We start from the raw sequence: 19,340 nt of genomic DNA on the forward strand, positions 1-19,340 counted from the left end.
AAATGAAGAGCTGTCGTGGAGGCTGAAGAACCTGTCACGGAGGTAGACCAATGAAGCGCTTCATCATGGCTCTCGGAATGCTGGCGATCGCGAGCGCCGGGTGCGACGAGATCGTGTTCGTGCCGGAGGTGGACTGGACGGACCCCCCTGATCCGGGCCCCGCGCCTGACCCTCCCCCGCCTCCTGAAGAGGGCGACCCTCCGGTGCCGGGCGCCGTCGCGATGCGGGCCGGCGACGTGCCTCCCGATTTCGGTTTCGGGACGTGGGAAGACCCCGAGACGACGCTCCTCATCTTCGACAGCGATGCCCAGGAGTGCATCCCCACCTTGATCGAGGCGAGGTGCGACAACGCACCCATCTGGCAGCTCATTCTCATCATACCATCCGAGATTGACATGGACATGCCGGGGCTCATCGATCTGACGGATCCGAGGATCGGCTTCCGCGAGACCCTATCCGAGAACCACTCCGGGTGCAGCTTCGGGCGCGGGGCAGGTTTCGCCGGCTACCACGCGGGCACGCTCGAGATCGTCAGCAGCGACGAGGCCTCTCTCTTCGTGAAGCTGCGCGGCGCCGGCATGAGGGACCAGGTGAACGGCGATTACACGGTCGAGCGCTGCGGCGCAGCGGCCGCGTCTGGCGAGTGATCTTCCACGAAGCCCGCGCCCGCTCGCTCCCGAAGCCCGGCCCGCCCCCGGTCCGGCCCGCCGATCCCACCCTCGCGCGCGGCGCGTGATCTGCCGGCGCTCCCCGCCTCGCCGCCGCCTGGTAGGCCGCCGCGTCCGCGCCTATGCTTCACGCCCGCGCTGCCCTCCGGGGCGCGCAGGGAGCCAGTCGATGAAGGAGCGACGCGGATGATCCAGATCTTCGGCACGGCCAAGTGCAAGGCGACGCGGGCGGCGCAGCGGTTCTTCGCCGACCGGAGCATCAAGGTGCAGCTCGTCGAGCTGCGCGAGAAGGGCCTCTCCAAGGGGGAGCTCGCGAGCGTGGCGCGCGCGGTGGGCGGCATGCGCGCGCTCTACGACGCCGAGGGCGCGCGGGTGAAGGAGCGCGGCCTCCAGCACCTCGGCCCGAGCGAGGCGCGGCTCGCCGAGCTCCTCGTGGACGATCCGCTCCTGCTCCGCACGCCCATCGTGCGCGACGGCGCGCGCGCGTGCGTGGGCCACGCCGAGGCGACGTGGAAGGCCTTCGCGGAGGCCGCGAAGGCCGGCTGAGGCGCCCAGGGGACGGCCGCCCAGGGGCCTCGAGAGGCGCGCGGCCACGTTGTTGACGCCGCGAGCTTCTCCCCACCTCGCCGCGGGCAGACATCGTGTCCGGGGCCCCGGTACCCGGGCGCGCCTGCCACCGCTCGTCCTCACCCCGCCGGCGCGCGCCCGTACTCCTTGAGCTTGCGGTACAGCGTCGACACGCCGATCCCGAGCTCCGCCGCGGTCCGCGTCTGGTTGCCGCCGTGGCGCGCCAGCGCCGCCAGGATGTGCTCCTTCTCGACGTCGCCGAGCGTCCGCGCGCGCTCGTCGCGCGGCCCGGCGTCCGGCGGCGGCAGGGCCGAGCGCGCCTCCTCGGGCAGGTCGCCGGCCTCGATCCGCCGGCCCTCGGCGAGCGCGACGGCGCGCTCCATGGCGTTCTCCAGCTCGCGCACGTTGCCCGGCCAGGCGTACCGCACGAGGCGATCGGCGGCGCCGGGGCTGAGGCGCGGCGCCGGCCGCCTCATGCGCGCGGCCGCCTGGGCGAGCAGCGCCCGCGCGAGCGGCAGGATGTCCTCCCGGCGCTCGCGCAGCGGCGGGAGCCGGAGCTCGATCACGTTGAGCCGATAGTAAAGATCCTTCCTGAAGCGGCCGGCCGACACGTCGGCGGCGAGCTCGCGGTGGGTCGCCGCCACCACCCGCACGTCGACAGCGCGGCTCCGGTTCTCGCCCACCCGCCGGACCTCGCGCGTCTGCAGCGCCCGGAGCAGCTTCACCTGCACCCCCGCCGAAAGGTCGCCCACCTCGTCGAGGAACAGCGTCCCCCCGGCCGCCGCCTCGAAGATGCCCGCGCGGTCCCGCGCCGCGCCCGTGAAGGCGCCGCGCGCGTGCCCGAAGAGCTCGCTCTCGATCAGCGGCTCCGGGATCGCCGCGCAGTTGATGGCCAGGAGCGGCCCCCGCGCGCGGGGCGATGCGTCGTGGACGAGCCGCGCCACCCGCTCCTTGCCGGTGCCGCTCTCGCCCGTGACAAGCACCGTGGCGTCCACCTGCGCCACCCGCCGCGCGAGCTCCAGCACGCGCTGCATGGACGGGCTCGACGCGACGATGCCGCCCGGATCCGCCGCTCTCGCCCCCGCCTCCGCCGTTCGCAGGAGCGTCTCGGCGCGCGCCTTCAGCCTGCGCTCGGCGCGCCCCAGCGCCTCGGCGGCGCGGCGCAGCGAGGCGTCGAGGCGATCCTCCTGGAAGAACGGCAGGTGCGGCTCGAGCTCGGCGCCCCAGGCCTCGGCCGTGCGGCCGGCGAACAGGCAGCTCGCGTCGCCGCGGCCCAGGCAGCGGCGCTCGATCACGTAGATGTCCCGGCCCTCGACGCAGCTCAGGTAGCCGCTCGCGAAGCCCGCGAGCGTCCAGCACACAGGCGCGTCCGCGCGGCCGAGGTGCAAGAGGTGCTGCTCCGCCTCGTACGAGGCCTCCACCGCCGCGCCCTCGGGCGACAGCGGGCCGTCCGCGCCCGGCGCGAGGCGGATCATCCCCTGCAGCGTGTGGATGCGCCCGCCCGCGTTGCGCCACTCCTCGTCGCTCTCCAGCGCGAGCTCGGCGCGCGCCGCCTCGGCCGCGCGGAAGCCGTGCGCGAAGCCGAAGCGGGTGAGGATCGCGCGGGCCGCCGCGGCCCCCAGCGCGTCGATGAGCTGCTTGCGCAGGAGGCCCATCGCGACGGCATCGAGCAGGATCGCCCGCGCCCCGGAGAAGCGGAGCTCGCCGGCCTGGGGGTCGACCGTGAGGAGCTCCGAGAGATCGAGGTCCGCTGCGCGCATGCTGGCTGTCCGGTCGACGTGACCGAGCCTAGGTGCCTCGCCGGGCGCGCGGAAGGCTCGGCCGCGCGGTCCGGCTCCCGGAGCGGCGCGCGGCGCCGGGCCCGCCGCACCCTCGTTTCACGGCGTGACCCGGCGAGGGGAGGTCACCGCCGAGCGTGGTAGTCCTGGAGGATGTCGCCATGCGCCTTCATCGCCCGGATCCTCTTTTCGACGTTCCTGTCCTTCACGAGCTCCCAGAAGGCATTGTCGATGGGATCGAAGAACGGACGGGGACGGCGAACGGCTCGACCGTCCTGTCGTCTCCAGGACGGCGCCACGCGCCCGAGCGGGGCACGCCGAGGGGGCCGCGCGTCAGCGACGCCTGACCGCCGGTGGCGCGCCGCGTCGGCGATCAGAGCGGCTTCCTCGAACGGTAGCGTGAGTAGCAACCCGGGCAGCGCCACTCCATCATTCTTAGCCCGTTCGCGTCGACGGTCCGTGTCAGCCGCCAGCCATAGCGAGAGCTGATGAGCGTGTAGTTCGTCTCGGTCTTTGGCGCAGGTGTACCGCAATCCACGCACTGCTGTGCTACACGCTGCTCGCTGTCCGGTGGCGCTCTCATCGTGCCACCTGACCCGGAAGGAGGCGCGCTCTTGGGGCCGTCGATCGTGCGACCTGACCCGGGAGGAGGCGCGCTCTTGGGGCCGTCGATCGTGCGACCTGACCCGGGAGGAGGCGCGCTCTTGGGGCCATCGAGCGTTCCCGGGTAGAATGAATCGCGTCTCGTCGCCGACATCTGCTCCTCAGGGGGTGCGCCGAATCTCCGCTGAGCGTGTCGCCTCGCCCGCCCGTAGGGTGCCCGGGGTCCAGCAGTCCCAAGTGTACCGAAGTGCGTCTCGGGTGCCAAGTTGATCTCGACGGGACGGCGGCGCTCGAGGCCCTCTGCCGCGCGGCGGGGGCCTGTAGGCCGGTGCGGGCGCGCCGTCATCGCCGTCATCGCCGTCATCGCCGTCATCGCTCGGGCGCGCGGCCGCGGTCAGCGCTCGTGGCGCTTTTCCTTTTCCTCGACGTGGTGCCGTCGACGCTCTGCGCGAGGCTTCTTCGTCGGCTTGGCCGGGGTCGCCGGCCTGGCCGACGCCCCCGCCTTGACCGTCGCCCCCGCCTTGACCGTCGCCCGCGCCCTGACCTTGACCCCTGGTCGGACCGGGGCCGCGGGTGCGCGGTGTACGTGGCCGTGCTGCACGGGGTCGCGGTGCACGTGGCCGCGCTGCACGTGATCGCGCTGCACGTGGCCGCGTTGCACGTGATCGCGGTGCACGTGGCCGCGCTGCACGTGGCCGCGCTGCACGTGGTGAGGGTGGTGATGGGCTCGGCGCCGGTCGAAGTCGACGCGGTAGTGGACCAGCGCGCGCGGCTCGTCGCGGTAGTAGACCCAGCCGTGGCGCGATGGATAGTACCAGCGACCGTCCACGTAGTAGACGTAGGTCCCGCGGTAGTACACGCGCGGGTAGGTCTCGACCTGGACCGGCGCCGCTGCGATGTGAACGACCGGCTCCTCGTACACCGCCAACTCCTGGTACGTGACGGTCGCGGGCGCGGCGGCCCTGGTGTGGACTTCCGCCGCGCACCCGGTCGCGCCGAGGAGCGCGAGCGCGACGAGCGCGGCCAGCACGGCGAGCCTGCTGCGCTGCGGGGCATGCGCGGTGGCTCTGGCGAAGGAGGTATCGAGGACTGTCACGTTCGTCTCCATGGGGTTCACAGGAGCAACTGCGGTGCCACCCGGCGGCCCGGGGGCCGGCGCCTGCGCCTGGCAGCGCGCCTGCTCCTGGTATAGCGCTTGCTGACCCTTCGCGCATCGGCGCGACAGCGCCAGACTTGGATAAAGGAAGACGATCCCCATGGAACTCTCGAAGGTGCTTTCCGGTCTCGCTGGCTGCGTCCTCGCCACCGCCTCGCTCACGGGGTGCGTCATCGTCGATCATGACGACGAGCCCTTCACGAGCGGCTCGCTCACCGTCGCGCTGACCATCGACGGCAGCAACGACCCGTGGGAGTGCTTCGATCACGACGTGAGCGGGCTCGCGGTCAGCGTCGAGGACGAGGATGGCTACGTGGTCGATGGGGCCGTGGACTGCGATGATTTCGGCCTCACCCTCGACGGCCTCTACGAGGGGTACTATGACGTCGATGTCTGGCTCGTGGATTTCGACGGATACGCGATGAGCGATATCGTGCGCGTCGAGGGCGTCGACGTGCTCGACGGCGTCGACACGCTCGTGAAGGTCGACTTCCCCACGAGGTGGATCGATCGCTGACGGGGCTCGGAACGTCTCCGTCGACGGGCGCACGTCGATCTCGACCTCGCGCCCGGCGAACGCCGAACGCCGGCAGGTTACCCGCGTCGGGGGCTCGCGGCGGTGCGCGACGGAGCCGCCTGGAGCCGATTCCTCGTCCAGGCGGGTGACGAGCCCGGTGTCATGAGGGGGACCCGCCTCGGGTCTCGACGAGGTCGCCCGCCGGCGGGGCGCTCCACCGACGCACGAAGAAGGGCCACGCGTCGTGGAGATACAGGCCGAAGGGGACCCACCAGACGAGATCGTTCGTCAGGCAGAGCACGGCGGACCGGGGCGGCCACTGCCCGGTCACGACCAGGGCCGCGAGGCCGATGGGCCCGAGGAGCTTGCCGAGCAGGCCGACGGCCGCGAGGAGAAAGCCGCGTTCCGGGACCCGCGCGACCTCCGCATAGAGGATGGCGTACACCCCGACCACCATCCCGAGGCAGGCGAAGATGGCGGGGTGGTTGAGGGGCGGCATGCCCGCGAAGCGAAACAGCCATTGCGGGTCGAGCGCCGCGTAGAGCCCCCAGCAGGCGTTGTAAAGGGCGGCGAGCGAGAAGACGACGCGGTGCAGTCGGCGGCGGGCGATCATGGGGCCTTCGGGCGGCAGGCGTGAAGGGCGCACGGAGCCATCACGGGCATGCCGGCGAGGATACCAGCTCGGGCGACGGCGAGCGCGACGATCAGAGCCGTTCCAGACGAGGACGGCGATCGCGTTCTTCGGACGCGGTCCGGAGCAAGAAGACCGCCGAGACACCAGGAGAGATCATGGACCTCTTCGCTTGACGTCCCTGGCGTCCTGGCGGTTCATCTCCTTCGAAGCCGCGCGCCGCTCCGGAGATCGCGGGCGCGACGGGGCCGATGCGGCCCGCGAGCGGTGAGAAGGCGCGGCTGATAGGGTCTTCTGCGGCTCGCCTTGCTACTTGCTACTGGTCCCGCTGACTCCCTTGCTGCTGCGCGTAGGCCTGCTGGCCGCGCTGCTGCTGCCCGAGCTGGGCGCCCTGCTGCTGGCCGCGCTGCTGCTGGCCTTCTTGCTGCCCGTACTGGCCGCGCTGCTGCTGGCCTTCTTGCTGGCCTTGCTGCTCCCTGTACTGGGCGCCCTGCTGCTGGCCGCGCTGCTGCTCGCCTTGCTGCTGAACGCGTTGCTGCCCGTACTGGGCGCCCTGCTGCTGGCCGCGTTGCTGCTGTCCTTGCTGCTGAACGCGTTGCTGCCCGTACTGGGCGCCCTGCTGCTGGTCGCGCTGCTGCTGCGCTTGCTTCTGGTTGCCCTGCTGCTGGACGCCTTGCTGCCCGTACTGGCCGCGTTGCTGCTGGCCGCCTTGCTGCTCTTGCTGCTCCTGCAGCAGCGAGCAGAAGAGCTGCTCCGCCTCTCTCAGGTGCTGCTCGACGTGCGCTCGCATCGCCTTCACCTGAGAACGGAGCCTCGCGTTGTCCGTGCTCGCGACCATCGGCAGGTCGAGGAGCTCGATCGCGCGACGATGGAAGGAAACCTGCGCCCAGATGAAGGCGATGTCGAACTCGGTGCCTTTCTGGTCTTCCAGCGATTCGGTCAGCTCGGTCGAGCTGGTCTCCAGCTGCTGGCACCGCGAGCAGGCCTCGAAGTTGACCCTGCCGCCCTGCGACAGGTCCACCCCGCGCTGCCCGGCCTGGGAGTGCTCCTCGATGATCTGCTCGGCGTAGCGCTGGACCTCCGGGGACTCCGCCTTGTCTTGAGCGATCTCCGACAGCTCGAGCTCCTTCTGGTGGATGAGCGAGACCAGCATCGTGATCTCCGCCTCCGACCCCTGCTGCATCGCGCCTCGCTGGCCGGGCTGCCTGCGGTCTCCCTCCCTGTCGCCTCGACTGCCGATCTCGCCGCGGCCTCCCTGCCTGCCGCCCTGATAGCCGGCCTGCTCGCCGCACGCTTGCGCGCCGCCCGCGCGCTGGCCGCCGGCCTGCTCGCCGCCGCGCTGCTCGCCGCCTTGCTGGCCGGGCTGCCCGCGGCCTCCCTGCCCGCCGCTCCTGTCGGCGCCTCTCGCGCCCTCTCCGCCTGTCTGGCCGCCGCTCCTGCCGTCGGCGCCCGTGGTGCCCCTGCCGGTCCCCTCGTCGCCGGCCGTCCCGTCGCGGTCCGTCTCGGCATCCTCCTCGCCGCCGATGCAGCCGCCTGCCCCGGCGAGTACAATGCTCCCAGCGAACATGATCGCCATGAGGCGACCTGAACGATAGCCCAACATCTGCTTGCTCCTTGCTCGATATCGGCGCGCTGTCGCGCTCACCTGCCGGTTATCGGCCCCCAACATCTGGGTTCGCGCAACGGGGATGGTGAGCGAGGTGGGGCCCGAAGCCAGCATCGTCTTTTCCCCGAGAGCCCCCGCGCCACCGGCGCGATCACCGCGAGAATCGAAGTCCCGCTCCACGTTGACCCTGGCCGTCCCAAAGCAGCCAGCCCGCAGCAGCGGTCCTCCCACGACGACCTGCCTCCGCACCGGCCCGCCCGGGGCGCCGCGCTGAGAGCCGCCGTCCGCCCCCGTCCGCGCCGCTCTCGCGCCGCCTTTCGCCGCGCCGCCGATGAGCGTAAGCTCCGGGCGACGTCCGACCGAGCGACGCCTCGGCCCTGCTCCGAGCCTCCGGTTGCGGTCACTCTATGGGAACCTCTGCTCACCCCCGCCCGCCCTCCGGGCCCTCGAACAGCGTTGACGCGACGGACATCGAAGCCCTGAAGCGGGAGATCGAGCGGCTCCGCGTCGCGGCCTCCCGCGATCGCGGGTGGCTCAACGCCGTGCTCGAGCACAGCCCGCACGGCGTCATCCTCTGCGACGCCTCCGGCAAGCTCGTCCTGCACAACCGTGCGGCGGAGCGCATCTGGGCCGGCAGCGCCTCGACCGAGTCGATCCAGGACTGGACGCTGTATCGCGCCTTTCACGAGGATGGCCGCCCCTACGAGGCCGCCGACTGGGCGATGGCGCGCGCGATGTCCGCAAGGCAGGTCATCGAGAGCGAGGAGACCCGGATCCAGCGCTTCGACGGGACGCGGGGCATGGTCCTCGGGAGCGCCGCGCCGATCCTCGGGCCCGGAGGCGAGCTCGAGGGGGGGATCTCGGTGTTCGCCGACATCTCCCGCCTGAAGCAGGTCGAGGCGGAGCGCGGCGAGCTCGCGGCGCAGCTCACGAGGCGCGTCGAGGAGCTCGATCGCAGCGCCCGGCTCACCCAGGCGCTGCTCGCGGTCAGCTCCGCGCTGAGCGGCGCGGTCACGGTCGAACAGATGTCCACCGCCGTCCTCCGCGACATCCACCGCGTGCTCAACGCCTCGACGACGATGATGTACGCGGCGGACGAGGCGGCCGGGGTCGCGACGCTGATCGGCCACTGTGGGCTCGAGGCGCAGCGCACGACTCCTTACGTGACCGTGCCGCTCGACGCCCGACTGCCGCTCTCGGAGGCGCTCCGCGAGCGCCGGCCGGTCTGGGTGGGTACGAAGGGCCGCCTGCACGCCGGGTACCCCGAGCTCGCGGCGCTCAGGCCTGCTCGCGACGACATCGAGGCGCTCGCCGTCCTGCCGATCCTCACCCACGGAGCGCTGCTCGGCGGGCTCTCGTTCTCGTTCGCGACCGAGCGGGCGTGGACCGATGAAGAGCGCGAGTTCTTGCTCAGCGTGGCCGCGCAGTGCGCATCGGCGCTGGACAGAGCGCGCCTGCTCGAGCAGGAGCGCGAGGCCCGCGCGCGCGCCGAGATGCTCGCGGCCGAGCTCGAGCGGCAGCAGGCGACGCTTCGCCTGCTGAGCGAGGCGGGCGCCGTGCTCTCGAACTCGCTCGACTACGAGGCGCGGCTCACGCACCTGACCCACCTCGCGGTCCCCACGCTGGCGGACTGGTGCGCTGTCGACATGCTGAACGGCGACACCATCGAGCGCGTGGCCGTTCACCACGGCGATCCGGCGAAGATCGAGCTGGGCGAGCGCCTGCGGGCGATGTCACCGCCCCGGCCCGACGCCGCGACGGGCGTGCCCGCGGTCATCCGCACCGGCCGCCCCGAGTGGGTGGCCGACATCCCGGGCTCCGTGCTCGAGTCCGCCGCGCAGAACCCCGAGCACCTGCGCCTCATCCGGTCGCTCGGGCTCAGGTCCTACGTCGTCGTCCCGCTCCGGGGGCGCGAGCGGACCATCGGCGCGCTCACGCTGGTCCACGCCGAGTCGGGCCGTCGCTTCAGCGAGGCCGACGTCGCGCTCGCCGAGGAGCTCGCGAACCGCGTGGCCTTGCTGATCGACAACGCGAGGCTGTTCCAGCAGGTCGACGCGTCCCGCCAGCAGCTCGCGGGCCTGTTCAACCAGGCGCCCGCCGGCATCTGCATCCTGCGCGGCCCTCGGCACGTCTTCGAGCTGGTGAATCCGACGTATCACGACATCCTCGGCGGTCGAGAGGTGATGGGCAGGCCGATCCGGGAGGCGCTCCCCGAGCTGGAGGGCCAGGGCATCTTCGAGCTCCTCGATCGGGTCTACCGGAGCGGGCAGCCCTACGTCGGCACGTCCGTGCCCCTCCGCCTCCGCCGCGGCGCCGCCGGCCTGGAGGAAGAGCGCTTCTTCAACTTCGTCTATCAGGCGATGCGCGCGCAGGGCGGCAGCACCGAGGGCGTCATGGCGTTCGCTTTCGAGGTGACCGACCAGGTGCTGGCGCGCCGCCACGTCGAGCAGCTCGCGATCGAGCTCTCCACGAGCGAGGCGCGCCTCCGCACGCTGGTCCAGGCGACCACGGCCATCGTGTGGACGACCACGCCGGACGGGGAGATCATCGAGAGCTCGCCGAGCTGGGGCGAGTTCACTGGCCAGGACGACGCCGAGTACCTGCGCGGCGCCTTCATGGAGGTGATTCACCCGGAAGATCGGGAGGCGACGGCGCGGGCGTGGTCGGACGCGACGGCGCGCGGGGCCGTTTACGAGGCCGAGTACAGGCTCCGGCGGCGGGACGGCACGTATGCCTATACCGTGGCGCGCGCGGCGCCCGTCCGCGCGACGGACGGCAGCATTCGCGAGTACGTGGGCTGCAACATGGATATCAGCCAGCAGCGCGAGGCCGAGCGGCTCACTCGAGAGCACGCCGAGGTGCTCGAGACGCTCCACGAGGTGGGGCAGGCGCTGTCGGCGGAGCTCGAGCTCGACGCGCTCGTCCAGTCGGTCATCGACGCCGGGACGAAGCTCTCCGGCGCGGCGTTCGGCGCGTTCTTCTACAACGTGAGCGACGCGCAGGGCGTCCGATCCATGCTGTATGCGGCCTCGGGGGCGCCGAAGGAGGCTTTCTCGCGCTTCCCGATGCCGTGGAGCACGGCGGTGTTCGCGCCGACGTTCGGCGTCGAGGGGGTGATCCGCCTCGACGACGTGACCCGGGATCCGCGTCACGGCGCGGACCCCTCTGACCAGGGCCCGCCGGAAGGGCACCTCCCGGTCGCGAGCTACCTGGCCGTCCCCGTCGTCTCCCGGAGCGGCAAGGTCATCGGCGGCATGCTCTTCGGTCACCCGAGGCCTGGGGTCTTCACCGAGCGCTCCGAGCGCGTCACCGTCGGTCTCGCCGCCCAGGCGTCGGTGGCGATGGACAACGCCCGGCTGTTCCGTGAGGCGCAGTCGCTCATCCGCGCGCTGGAGCGGACCAACGCCGAGCTCGACCAGTTCGCGTATGTGACGAGCCATGACCTGAAGGCGCCGCTCCGCGGTATCGCGAGCCTCGCCCAGTGGATCGAGGAGGACCTGTCGGACAGGCTCACCGCCGAGACGCGCCATCAGATGGAGATGCTGCGCGGGCGCGTGCGGCGCATGGAGGCCTTGATCGAGGGGATACTGGCCTACTCCCGCGCCACGAGGTTCCGCGAGAAGCCGGAGAGCGTGGACCTCGAGAAGCTCGCGCGGGAGGTGGTCGAGCTCATCGCCCCCAAGCCGCCAGCGCGGGTCACGCTCGACGTGCCGCCCGCGATCCTGAAGACGTACAGGGTGCCGCTGCAACAGGTGCTGATGAACCTGATCACCAACGGGCTCAAGCACGCCGGCCGCGACGATGCGACGGTGTTCATCTCCGCCCGGGAGCAGGGCGACAGGTACGAGATCGCGGTGTCGGACAACGGGACGGGTATCGCGCCTGCGTTCCAGGAGAAGGTGTGGGGGATGTTCCAGACGCTGCAGGCGCGGGACAAGGTGGAGAGCACGGGGATCGGCCTTGCCATCGTGCGGAAGATCGTGGAGAGCCGCGGCGGGCGGGCCTGGGTGGAGTCGGACGGCAAGAGCGGGGCGACGTTCCGGTTCACGTGGCCGAAGAGGGAAGAGGCGCAGGGGGCGGCGTGACCGCGGCAAGCGGCGCGACGCCGAGCCGCGCCGTGAGCCGGCCGCGGGCGCGCCGCCGATGCGCTCAGTTCGAGGGCTTCGGCATCTGGAACATCATCGTTTCCTCGTCGGCGTCGAGCTGGTTGATGGTCCAGTAGATGGACCCGCAGTCGACGGCGATCTGGAAGAAGTACGGCTGCCCCGTCGCGAGGGTGATCGGGTCGCCCATGCCGATGTGCGCCCTCCGCACCTCGCCGTGCCCTGCGCCGTTCGCGTAAACGGTCCAGTAGACGAACTCATCGTCCACCGCGATCGACTTGGAGACGGCCTCATCGTCGACCGTGTAGGTGAAGGGAGGGGCGTCGAGAGCAGCGTTCGTGGCCTTGGACTGGACCGCGCCGTTGCCGTCCGTCACCCAGTACACGACCCCCTTGGCGAGGAGGATCTCGGTCGGGCCGCCGTTCGTCTCCGCGAACACCTCGGCGGTGGTGCTGAGCGGGTCCTTCGTCGTGCGAAGGATCTGGCCCGCGGCCACGTCCGACCAGTAGACGTGCGTCGCGTCGACGGCGACGCCGACCGGGTGGTCTCCGGAGGCGACCTGCTGGGCGAGGCTCTGGCTGCCGTCGGCCTTCGCCCGCCAGACGGCTGGAGGCGTCTGGGTCACCCAGTAGACGCTGTCGCCAAACGAAGCGATCCGACCGAAGGCGGGCTGCACAGGCCCCTCTGCAGGCGGGGGAACCTCCGCGATATGGATCGGGCTCGTGCTCGGCGGCTCGATGGAGATCCCGAGCACGTTCCCGTTGCTCCAGTTGAGCCACGAGAGCTGTCCGCCCGAGTAGGTGACCCAGGACGCGTCTCCGAACCCGACGGTGCCGGGCAGCGTGCGCGCGGTCCCGCCGTCCTTCGGGATGGAGACGATGCCCTCGCCGTTCGCCAGGAGCACGGCGTCCTGGGTGACGACCATGCCCTTCGCGTTCTTCCCGAGCTCGCCCGGCACCTGCGTCACCGGACACTGGCCCGCGGTGCAGCGCGACGGGGCACACGAGGGCGTGCCCCCACCCGACCCGCCCGACCCGCCCGACCCGCCATGGCCGCCGGAGCCCGATGTCGTCGTCGCCGATCCGCCGCCCCCGGACTCCGCGCCTGTCGTCGTCGAGGACGAGGTGGTGATCGCGTCCGTGCCAGGCTCGATGCCGAAGAGGAGATTGCAACCGGTGCCCGCCGCTGCGATCGCGAGCAGCGCGCAGGGCAAGGCGATCTTGCTGTGCATGGCCGAGTGTAACCTGGATGCGCGCGCCCGAGCGCACCGCCCGCGCTCACGCCAGCCTGCGGAGCTGCTCCAGGCGCCTGCGCTGGTCGGTGTCGCGCCGCTTGATCTTCCCGGTCCTGAGCTCCTCGTACGGCCCGCACACGGGCCGGTAATCGCACTGCGCGCACGCCCCCTCGGCCGGCATCGGCAGGAGCGCCGCCTTGTCGATCGCGTCGCCGATGATCCCGGCCACCTGCGCTGCCGCCTCGCGCGCCCGCGCATCCAGGTAGATCGGCACCTCGGCGAACCCGCCGGCGGACGTGCAGTAATAGAGCCGCCCCGACTCGACCTGCGTCCCCGGCGGCATGAGCTTCTCCAGCGCGAGCGCGTAGAGCACCGGCTGGAGCGCGCCGCCGCCGCTCACGACCGCGTCGCGCGGCGCCCGCGCCTTGCCCGTCTTGTAGTCGGTCGCCCGCATCGCGCCCCACACGCTCCGCTCGACAAGGTCGATCGACCCCCTGAGCCTGACCCCGCAGTCGAGCGCCACCGGCTGGTCCGAGCTCCCCGGGTCGCGGGTGGCGAGGCGGCGCGGCAGCCCGAACGACAGCTCGAAATGGATCGGCTCCCAGTCGCGGTCCTCCGCGGCGCGCCGCAGCCACTCGCGGAGGTCGGCCCGCACCGACGCGATGCCGTCGTCCCAGACGCGCTGGATCGCCGGCGCGAGCTCGTCCGCGTAGCGCGCGGCCACGCGGTCGAGCGCCCGATCGAGCTCGGCCCGCGCCTCGTCGAGCGAGGCCACGCTCACCGGCAGCTGGCCCGCGTCGCGCAGGGCGACGAGCACCTCGTAGAGCACGTCGTGCACGAGCCGGCCGCGCTGGAGCGGGTCGAGCTCCTCGATCGCCGCCGGCGCCGCGCGCGGCGCGAGCTTGTGCACGGCGTAGAGGAAGAACCGGTAGGGGCACGCGGCGAAGTGCTGGAGCGCGGTCGGCGAGAACGACCGGCGCCCGAAGGCGTGCTTCGCGAGCGCCTCGCGCGCCTCGGCGATCGGCTTGAACAGCCCGTCGGCGCTCGTCCAGCCCGGGATCCAGCGCCGCGCCCGGAACCGGAGCGCCCGCGCCAGGTGCGGGTTCGCGCCGAGCAGGTAGCGCGCGGTGCCGATGGTCCGGTCCTCCGGCAGGCTGAAGAGCGTCTCGAGGAGCGCGAGGTCGTGCTCGGCCGCGTCGATGGCGTCCTCGGGCCGCGCCGGCGCGGGCCAGCCGATGCGCGCGGCGCCGCCCTGCTCGGCGCGGCGCTCGAGCTCGCCGAAGCCGGGCAGCCGGCCCTCGGCCGCGCGCAGGAGCTCGAGCCCGTAGAACGAAGGCACGCGCGGCCGGGACTGGTCCATGTCGACGCGCGGGTACGACACGACGAGCTTGCGGCGGGCCGCGCCGACCGCGAGCCGGAGCGCGAGCCGCTCGCGCGCCACCCGGTCGTCGCTCGTGTCGAGGCCCGAGGCGCCCCCGTCGATCGCCCGGCGGAGCGCGTCGCGGAGGATCGGGTCCTCGGTGACCTTCTGCGGGAAGATCCGCTCGGCGAGCCCGGGCACGAAGACCACGTCGAACGAGCGCCCGCGGGCGGCCTCGATGGGCGCCACGAAGAGGCGCCCGTCGCGGCGGGCGGCCGGGGGCAGCACGAGGTCGGTGAGCCGGTGCGCGAGGCAGAGGCGCACCTCGCCGAGATCCACCGGGCCGACGTCGGCCATCGGCGCGAGCTCGGCGAGCACCGCGAGCACGCGCTCGGGCCGCCTCAGCGCGCGCGTCGCGAGCGCCGAGAGCCGCTCGCGCCACGCGCCCCAGGTCGCGCGCTCGCCCGGGCTCGGCAGCGCCGCGAGCAGCGGCAGCGCGAAGTCGCGGAGCGCCGCGAGATCCGCGAGCGTCCGCGCGACGCGCGCGGCGTCGCGCTCCTCCGGGGCGCGCGAGAGCTGCAGCCGGAGCTCCCGCTCCAGGCCGGAGAGCCGCGCCTTCCACCGGTCGAGCCCGCCGATCACCGCCGCGTCGACGAGGATCCGCTCCCAGCGCCGCGGGGCGCGCAGGGTGCCGTCCTGCACGGGGGCGTCGGCGGTGCTGGCTGTCGGGTCGGGGGTGGCGGCTGTCGGATCGGTGTTTTGGCCCCCCGAGGGGGAGTTTTGGCCTCCCGAGGGGGAGTTATTGCCCGTTGATGGGGAGTTATTGCCCGTTGATGGGGAGTTATTGCCCGTCAGATCGGGATTCTCGTTCTCGGCCGATGTGTCGTCGAAAGGCGCCTCGTCGAGCTCGCCGCGCAGGAGCGCGGGGAAGAAGTCGTCGTCCGGCGGCACCCACCGGTCGGCCTCGGACGCGGCCGGCGGCGGCTCGCCCGCGGGCGTGGCGTCGGGCACCTGCCCGAGCGAGAGGTACTCGGCGAAGCGCGACGCCGAGAGGTGCTCGGCCGCGCACGCGAGCAGCGCGAGGAGCGCGCGTCCCGCGGGATCGGGCTGGACCGAGCCCTGCGCGAAGTACGCGGGGATCCCGGCCCGGCGCAGCGCCTCGACGAGGTGCGCGCGGTACTGCTCGGGCGCGCGCAGGAGGATCGCCATCCGCTCGAACGGCACGCCGCGGCCCGCCTCGCGCAGCGCGATGCGCGCGAGCTCCACGCACTCCCGGCTCTCCCCGGGCGCGGAGAGGATCTCCACCTCGTCGCCGAGCCCCGGGGCCTCGTCGGTCAGCGGGTCGAACAGGTGCTCCTGCAGGCGCGCGAGCGAGGTGCTGGGCGCGGCCGGCGGCGGCCCGTCGCCCGGGTCGTCCGCGTCGGTGCCCGCGTCGGTGCCCGCGCCGAGGCCGTCGTGCGCGGCCGAGACCGCGGCCAGCGCGACCCGCCGCGGCGGCGACCGGAGCGCGGCCTCGAGGTGGCGCAGCGACGCGGCGTCGCCGGCGGGCACGGTGGCGAGCGCGTCGGGCGAGCGCGCGGCCATCGCCTCGAGGAGATCGCGCTCCAGCGCGGACCGCACCGGCAGGTCGAGCAGGAGCATCGGCAGCCCGAGCAGCGGGTGCCTCGCGCGGGGGTCGCCGTCGTCCTCGGCCCGGGCGCGCTCGGCCGCGAGGCGCAGGACGAGCGCGCGATCGGCGAGCCCCGCCTCGTCCAGGGCGGCGTCGAAGGCGCGGGCGATCTGGTCGAGATCGGCCGGCGCGAGCGCGTCCGGATCGACGCCGGCGAGCCGCACCTCGTCCAGCGTCCGCGCCACGGCGCGCGGCAGCCCGGGCCGATCCGCGACGCGGGCGAAGCGCCCGAGCAGCCCGTCCTGCGCGAGCCCGCCGATCGCGCGCGCGCACAGGGCCTCGAGCGCGAGCGGGCTGGCCGGGACGAGGCCGCGCGCGGCGAGCGCCGGCATCGCGAGCGCGGCGGCGACGCGCCCCAGGGTGAGCCGGTGCCAGCCGAAGGTGGCGCGGCGGCCGCGGACCGACGCGCGGGCGAGCTCGCTCACGGCCTCGACCGAGGCGCCGACGAGGAGCACCCGCTCGGCGGGGCGCCGGCGGCGCAGCCAGCCCACGGCGCGATCGAGGCGGGCGGCGGCGCTGGGCGAGGTGATGAGGGCGTGGGGCACGAGGGCGCTGGGGAAGGCGGCGGGGGCCGCGCGGGGCGGCGCGGGCCGCGGTGAGGACCGCTGCACGACGGTGCAGGACGGCGGAGTGTGAAGCAGAACGGAGGGGGAGGAAACCCGCCGAGCAGGACGGCGCTGGCGCGCGGCCGGTCGAGGCCGCCGGCTCCGGGCCAGTCGACGCTGCCTGGCCAAGGCCCGCGAGCCTGACAGATCCCCTCATTTTATACGGAAAATACGTCGATTCGCGCGCCGCAGGCACGCCGCTCCCACGGATTGTGAATGTGTGGTTATTGATTACATGAACCCACCGAACTCCGTTGCTTCGGGCGAGCCGACGAAGGACACGTGAGAATCTGCGGTCGCCGGTCGGAATCGTATCAGTATGAGACAATCGGCGGGCGTCGACGCGTGCACGGAAGGCGAGGTGAAGGGGCACTTGACGACGACGCGCTCGGAGGAGCGGCCTTCATTCCATGAGGGCTCGCAGGCAGATCGAGCGCGTAGGGCTCAGCGCGAGTAGCGTCGAGCGGTTTCTTCACGCCGCTGTGAAAGTCGACCTGCACGTCGAGACCGTGCTGTCCTTGTCGCTTGCAACCCTGGGCGTTCTGCGCTCCGTCTCCCTTTGCATTCACGTAATCGGGCGAGGGTTGGCGTGGGCAAGAGACGGTAGCCCCAGGCACACGACCAAACGGGTTGATCGGCTGCTGAGTAACAACAATGTGTCCCCATGGCTTCTGTTCGACGCATGGGTTCGCTTCGTAGTGGGGTACGGCGAAGTTCTCCGTGAGCACGCCGTGACCCGTGAAATTCTTGGGATTATATGAGGGGATGCATCAGGACAGTATCATCAGGTACCCGAACCACACGGAAGCCATCAAGCAATGGACCCATGTCCTGGGCGTGAGCGCGAGCCCGACGTCGACCGACATGGGAGTCCGGCTCGGCAACCACGATGCGACGCGGCAGCGCTGGAAGGATGCCGCTGCCGGCGATGTCGGTGATGTAGTTGCCGACGATGAGAGAATTCACGACGTCGTTGACGAAGGCGATGCCCTCATTGCCGCTGTGCTTCACCACGTTGCCGATGAAGTCGATCGAGTCGGCGTTGTTGACCGTGATCATCCCGGGCAGCGTATCGGTGATTTCGTACTTGCTGTTGTGCCAGTTGCCGTCGCCGTAAGCGACGTAGATGGTGGCGCCCTGCACCGTCGCTTTGCCGCGCGACATGTCCACGCTGTACAGGTTGTAGTCGGTGTTGGCGAAGGTGATGCCCTGGAACGTGAGGTTCTCGACGCGGCTAGCTAGCGGTGGAGGCGCCGGCGACGTCGATCAGCTTCTCTGCGATTGGCGCCTGCACGTCGGCCTGATCGATGTCTTCGCCCTGCCGCGGGTAGTAGTAGAGGGTGCCGGTCGCCTTGTCGAAATAGAACTGACCAGGTGAGCTCAAGAACTCGCGCGCGTTGTAAATCGTGTGGGTGCCAGAAACGCTGAAGCCCGAGCTCCAGCCGGGGGTTTGCGCGATGGCGCCGTAGGGCTGTTGAAAGAGCAGCGCGCGAAAGCTGTCTGGCGTGGTGGTGACATCGCGAACGCAGACGATATTCTCGTTCCAGGTGGTGCCGTTCACGATCTCGAGGTCGTCTTTGTTGCTGGCGATGGCGGGCACCGCGTCGAGGTCGTACTTGGCGCCGTCACTGCCGCGGCCGCTCGCCCAGGCCCAGGCCCAGCTGTGCTGCCCAGCCGTCACGCTGTAAGTCCCGACCCCTCCGCGCGACGTGACCCGCTTGCTCGTCATCAGGGCACGAGCATCGTTCACGTACAGGTTGCGCAGCTTCGTCGTTCGGTCCAGCCTGGCCTTGTAGATATTGCCTGCGTCCGGCGTCCATCCGGTCACCTTCGTCGCGCCGCTCAAGACGGGCTTTTCCCCGGGGTAAGCTTGATAGTAGATGCGATGGCCATTCGTGCCCGAGTCCGACGGCGCGAACGTGATGGCGTCGGTGAGGCTGTACGTGCCCGCTCGGAGGTAAATGTAGATGTCGCCGGTCATGTTGGCGTTGACGGTGCGGACGACGTCGCGCGCCTTGGTGACCGTCTTGAACGGCGCGCTGGCCGTGCCTGGATCGTCGTCGCTACGGAGGGCGACACGTAGTACGCCGCTTGCCGCGTCCCGGTCTCGTCTGGAACCTCGCCGCCGTCGCCGCCGCCCGCTCCGCCGCCGGCGATCGCGCCGGCGCTGCCGCCTCCCCCGTCCGCTGCCGCTTCTCCGGCTCCTGCAGCGGCGGCGGCTCCGCCGGTTGCGCTGCCGCCAGCCGACGTGTCGCCGCCACCGACGCGGAGGTCCTCGATGCGGAGGCGGGCGGGCCGGCGCGGCGGTGTGAGGCATGCGACGTCGCGGCGAGCAGCAGGCTCACGCTGCGACAGGAAAACTTCGCTCCGGCAATATCTGCTCTCGTGGTGAGCCGGTCCGATGGCGATCTGCTACTGCCATTGGTGAAACCGGCGATTCGCCAGAACGATGCTGGAGTTCTCTGCTCTGCCGCAAGCTCCGTTCGGGGCCTGCGCGATGACCTCGAACTCCTTGTAAAGAACGCCTGTGGTTCGATGAGGAAGCTTCCGTGCATCCGGAGCGGACGAGGAGTGACAGCAAAGCAGGCGTGTCCGCTCGGGGGGCGAGGGCGTCGGAGATGGCTCTGGCATCGACGCGGACAGGCTGTCGGTCTCGAGCCTCCTGGCCGAGCAGCTGGGCACCGTCGCGGAGGGCGTCACCCAGCGCGCGACCGCCACGCCGGAGGAGCTCGCCGAGACCGAAGACGTGCAGAGCTGCTTCGCGACGCGCTGGGCCGAGTACGCCTATGGCCTCACCCTGCGCGCCGAGGACGAGCGCACCAATAGGCCGTCAAGGCCGCCTT

The 19,340-nt window shown here is 71.7% G+C and carries 11 protein-coding genes and 1 pseudogene; 4 read left to right on the plus strand and 8 right to left on the minus strand.

Annotated features, from left to right (window positions below; genetic code table 11):
- The first annotated feature begins 50 nt into the window (after positions 1 to 50).
- Positions 51 to 647: a hypothetical protein gene (locus WME75_RS01245; RefSeq protein WP_437485576.1), complete on the plus strand. Its 597-nt coding sequence runs from the start codon at positions 51 to 53 to the stop codon at positions 645 to 647.
- A gap of 207 nt (positions 648 to 854) precedes the next feature.
- On the plus strand, positions 855 to 1,214 hold the full coding sequence (locus tag WME75_RS01250) for an arsenate reductase family protein (protein ID WP_437485578.1): 360 nt from the start codon (positions 855 to 857) through the stop codon (positions 1,212 to 1,214).
- A 140-nt stretch (positions 1,215 to 1,354) separates the two neighbouring features.
- Here the strand turns inward: WME75_RS01250 and WME75_RS01255 are convergent, their stop codons facing one another.
- The 3 genes from WME75_RS01255 to WME75_RS01265 form a co-directional block, all read right to left on the minus strand.
- The gene (locus tag WME75_RS01255; RefSeq protein ID WP_437485580.1) at positions 1,355 to 2,995 is read right to left on the minus strand and encodes a sigma 54-interacting transcriptional regulator; all 1,641 of its coding nucleotides are present in this window, start codon (positions 2,993 to 2,995) and stop codon (positions 1,355 to 1,357) included.
- A 143-nt stretch (positions 2,996 to 3,138) separates the two neighbouring features.
- Positions 3,139 to 3,438 (minus strand): hypothetical protein, encoded by a 300-nt coding sequence (locus tag WME75_RS01260; RefSeq protein ID WP_437485582.1) that lies wholly within the window; start codon positions 3,436 to 3,438, stop codon positions 3,139 to 3,141.
- 572 nt (positions 3,439 to 4,010) lie between these two features.
- A complete protein-coding gene (locus WME75_RS01265) occupies positions 4,011 to 4,712 on the minus strand; it encodes a hypothetical protein (protein WP_437485584.1) in 702 nt (233 codons plus the stop codon).
- A 160-nt stretch (positions 4,713 to 4,872) separates the two neighbouring features.
- Between WME75_RS01265 and WME75_RS01270 the strand changes: the two genes are divergently transcribed.
- On the plus strand, positions 4,873 to 5,289 hold the full coding sequence (locus WME75_RS01270) for a hypothetical protein (protein ID WP_437485586.1): 417 nt from the start codon (positions 4,873 to 4,875) through the stop codon (positions 5,287 to 5,289).
- Positions 5,290 to 5,449: 160 nt separating this feature from the next.
- Here the strand turns inward: WME75_RS01270 and WME75_RS01275 are convergent, their stop codons facing one another.
- Together WME75_RS01275 and WME75_RS01280 are read right to left on the minus strand one after the other, a co-directional pair.
- Complete coding sequence (locus WME75_RS01275) at positions 5,450 to 5,902, minus strand: hypothetical protein (protein ID WP_437485587.1); 453 nt, start codon at positions 5,900 to 5,902, stop codon at positions 5,450 to 5,452.
- Positions 5,903 to 6,236: 334 nt separating this feature from the next.
- Positions 6,237 to 7,496, minus strand: a complete 1,260-nt coding sequence (locus WME75_RS01280; protein ID WP_437485589.1) for a DUF4142 domain-containing protein — start codon at positions 7,494 to 7,496, stop codon at positions 6,237 to 6,239.
- Between the two features lie 437 nt (positions 7,497 to 7,933).
- Between WME75_RS01280 and WME75_RS01285 the strand changes: the two genes are divergently transcribed.
- On the plus strand, positions 7,934 to 11,611 hold the full coding sequence (locus tag WME75_RS01285) for a GAF domain-containing protein (protein ID WP_437485591.1): 3,678 nt from the start codon (positions 7,934 to 7,936) through the stop codon (positions 11,609 to 11,611).
- A gap of 64 nt (positions 11,612 to 11,675) precedes the next feature.
- On the opposite strand, the gene WME75_RS01290 is transcribed toward WME75_RS01285, so the two are convergent.
- The 3 genes and pseudogenes from WME75_RS01290 to WME75_RS01300 form a co-directional block, all read right to left on the minus strand.
- Positions 11,676 to 12,860, minus strand: coding sequence for an ABC transporter permease (locus WME75_RS01290; protein WP_437485593.1), 1,185 nt, complete (start codon positions 12,858 to 12,860; stop codon positions 11,676 to 11,678).
- A 46-nt stretch (positions 12,861 to 12,906) separates the two neighbouring features.
- Positions 12,907 to 16,437, minus strand: coding sequence for a PD-(D/E)XK nuclease family protein (locus WME75_RS01295; protein ID WP_437485595.1), 3,531 nt, complete (start codon positions 16,435 to 16,437; stop codon positions 12,907 to 12,909).
- Between the two features lie 927 nt (positions 16,438 to 17,364).
- Positions 17,365 to 18,654, minus strand: a pseudogene (locus tag WME75_RS01300) (carbohydrate-binding protein); the annotation flags it as partial.
- Positions 18,655 to 19,340 lie beyond the last annotated feature (686 nt).

It is taken from the genome of Sorangium sp. So ce1014 (assembly GCF_051521505.1).
Taxonomy (GTDB): domain Bacteria; phylum Myxococcota_A; class Polyangia; order Polyangiales; family Polyangiaceae; genus Sorangium.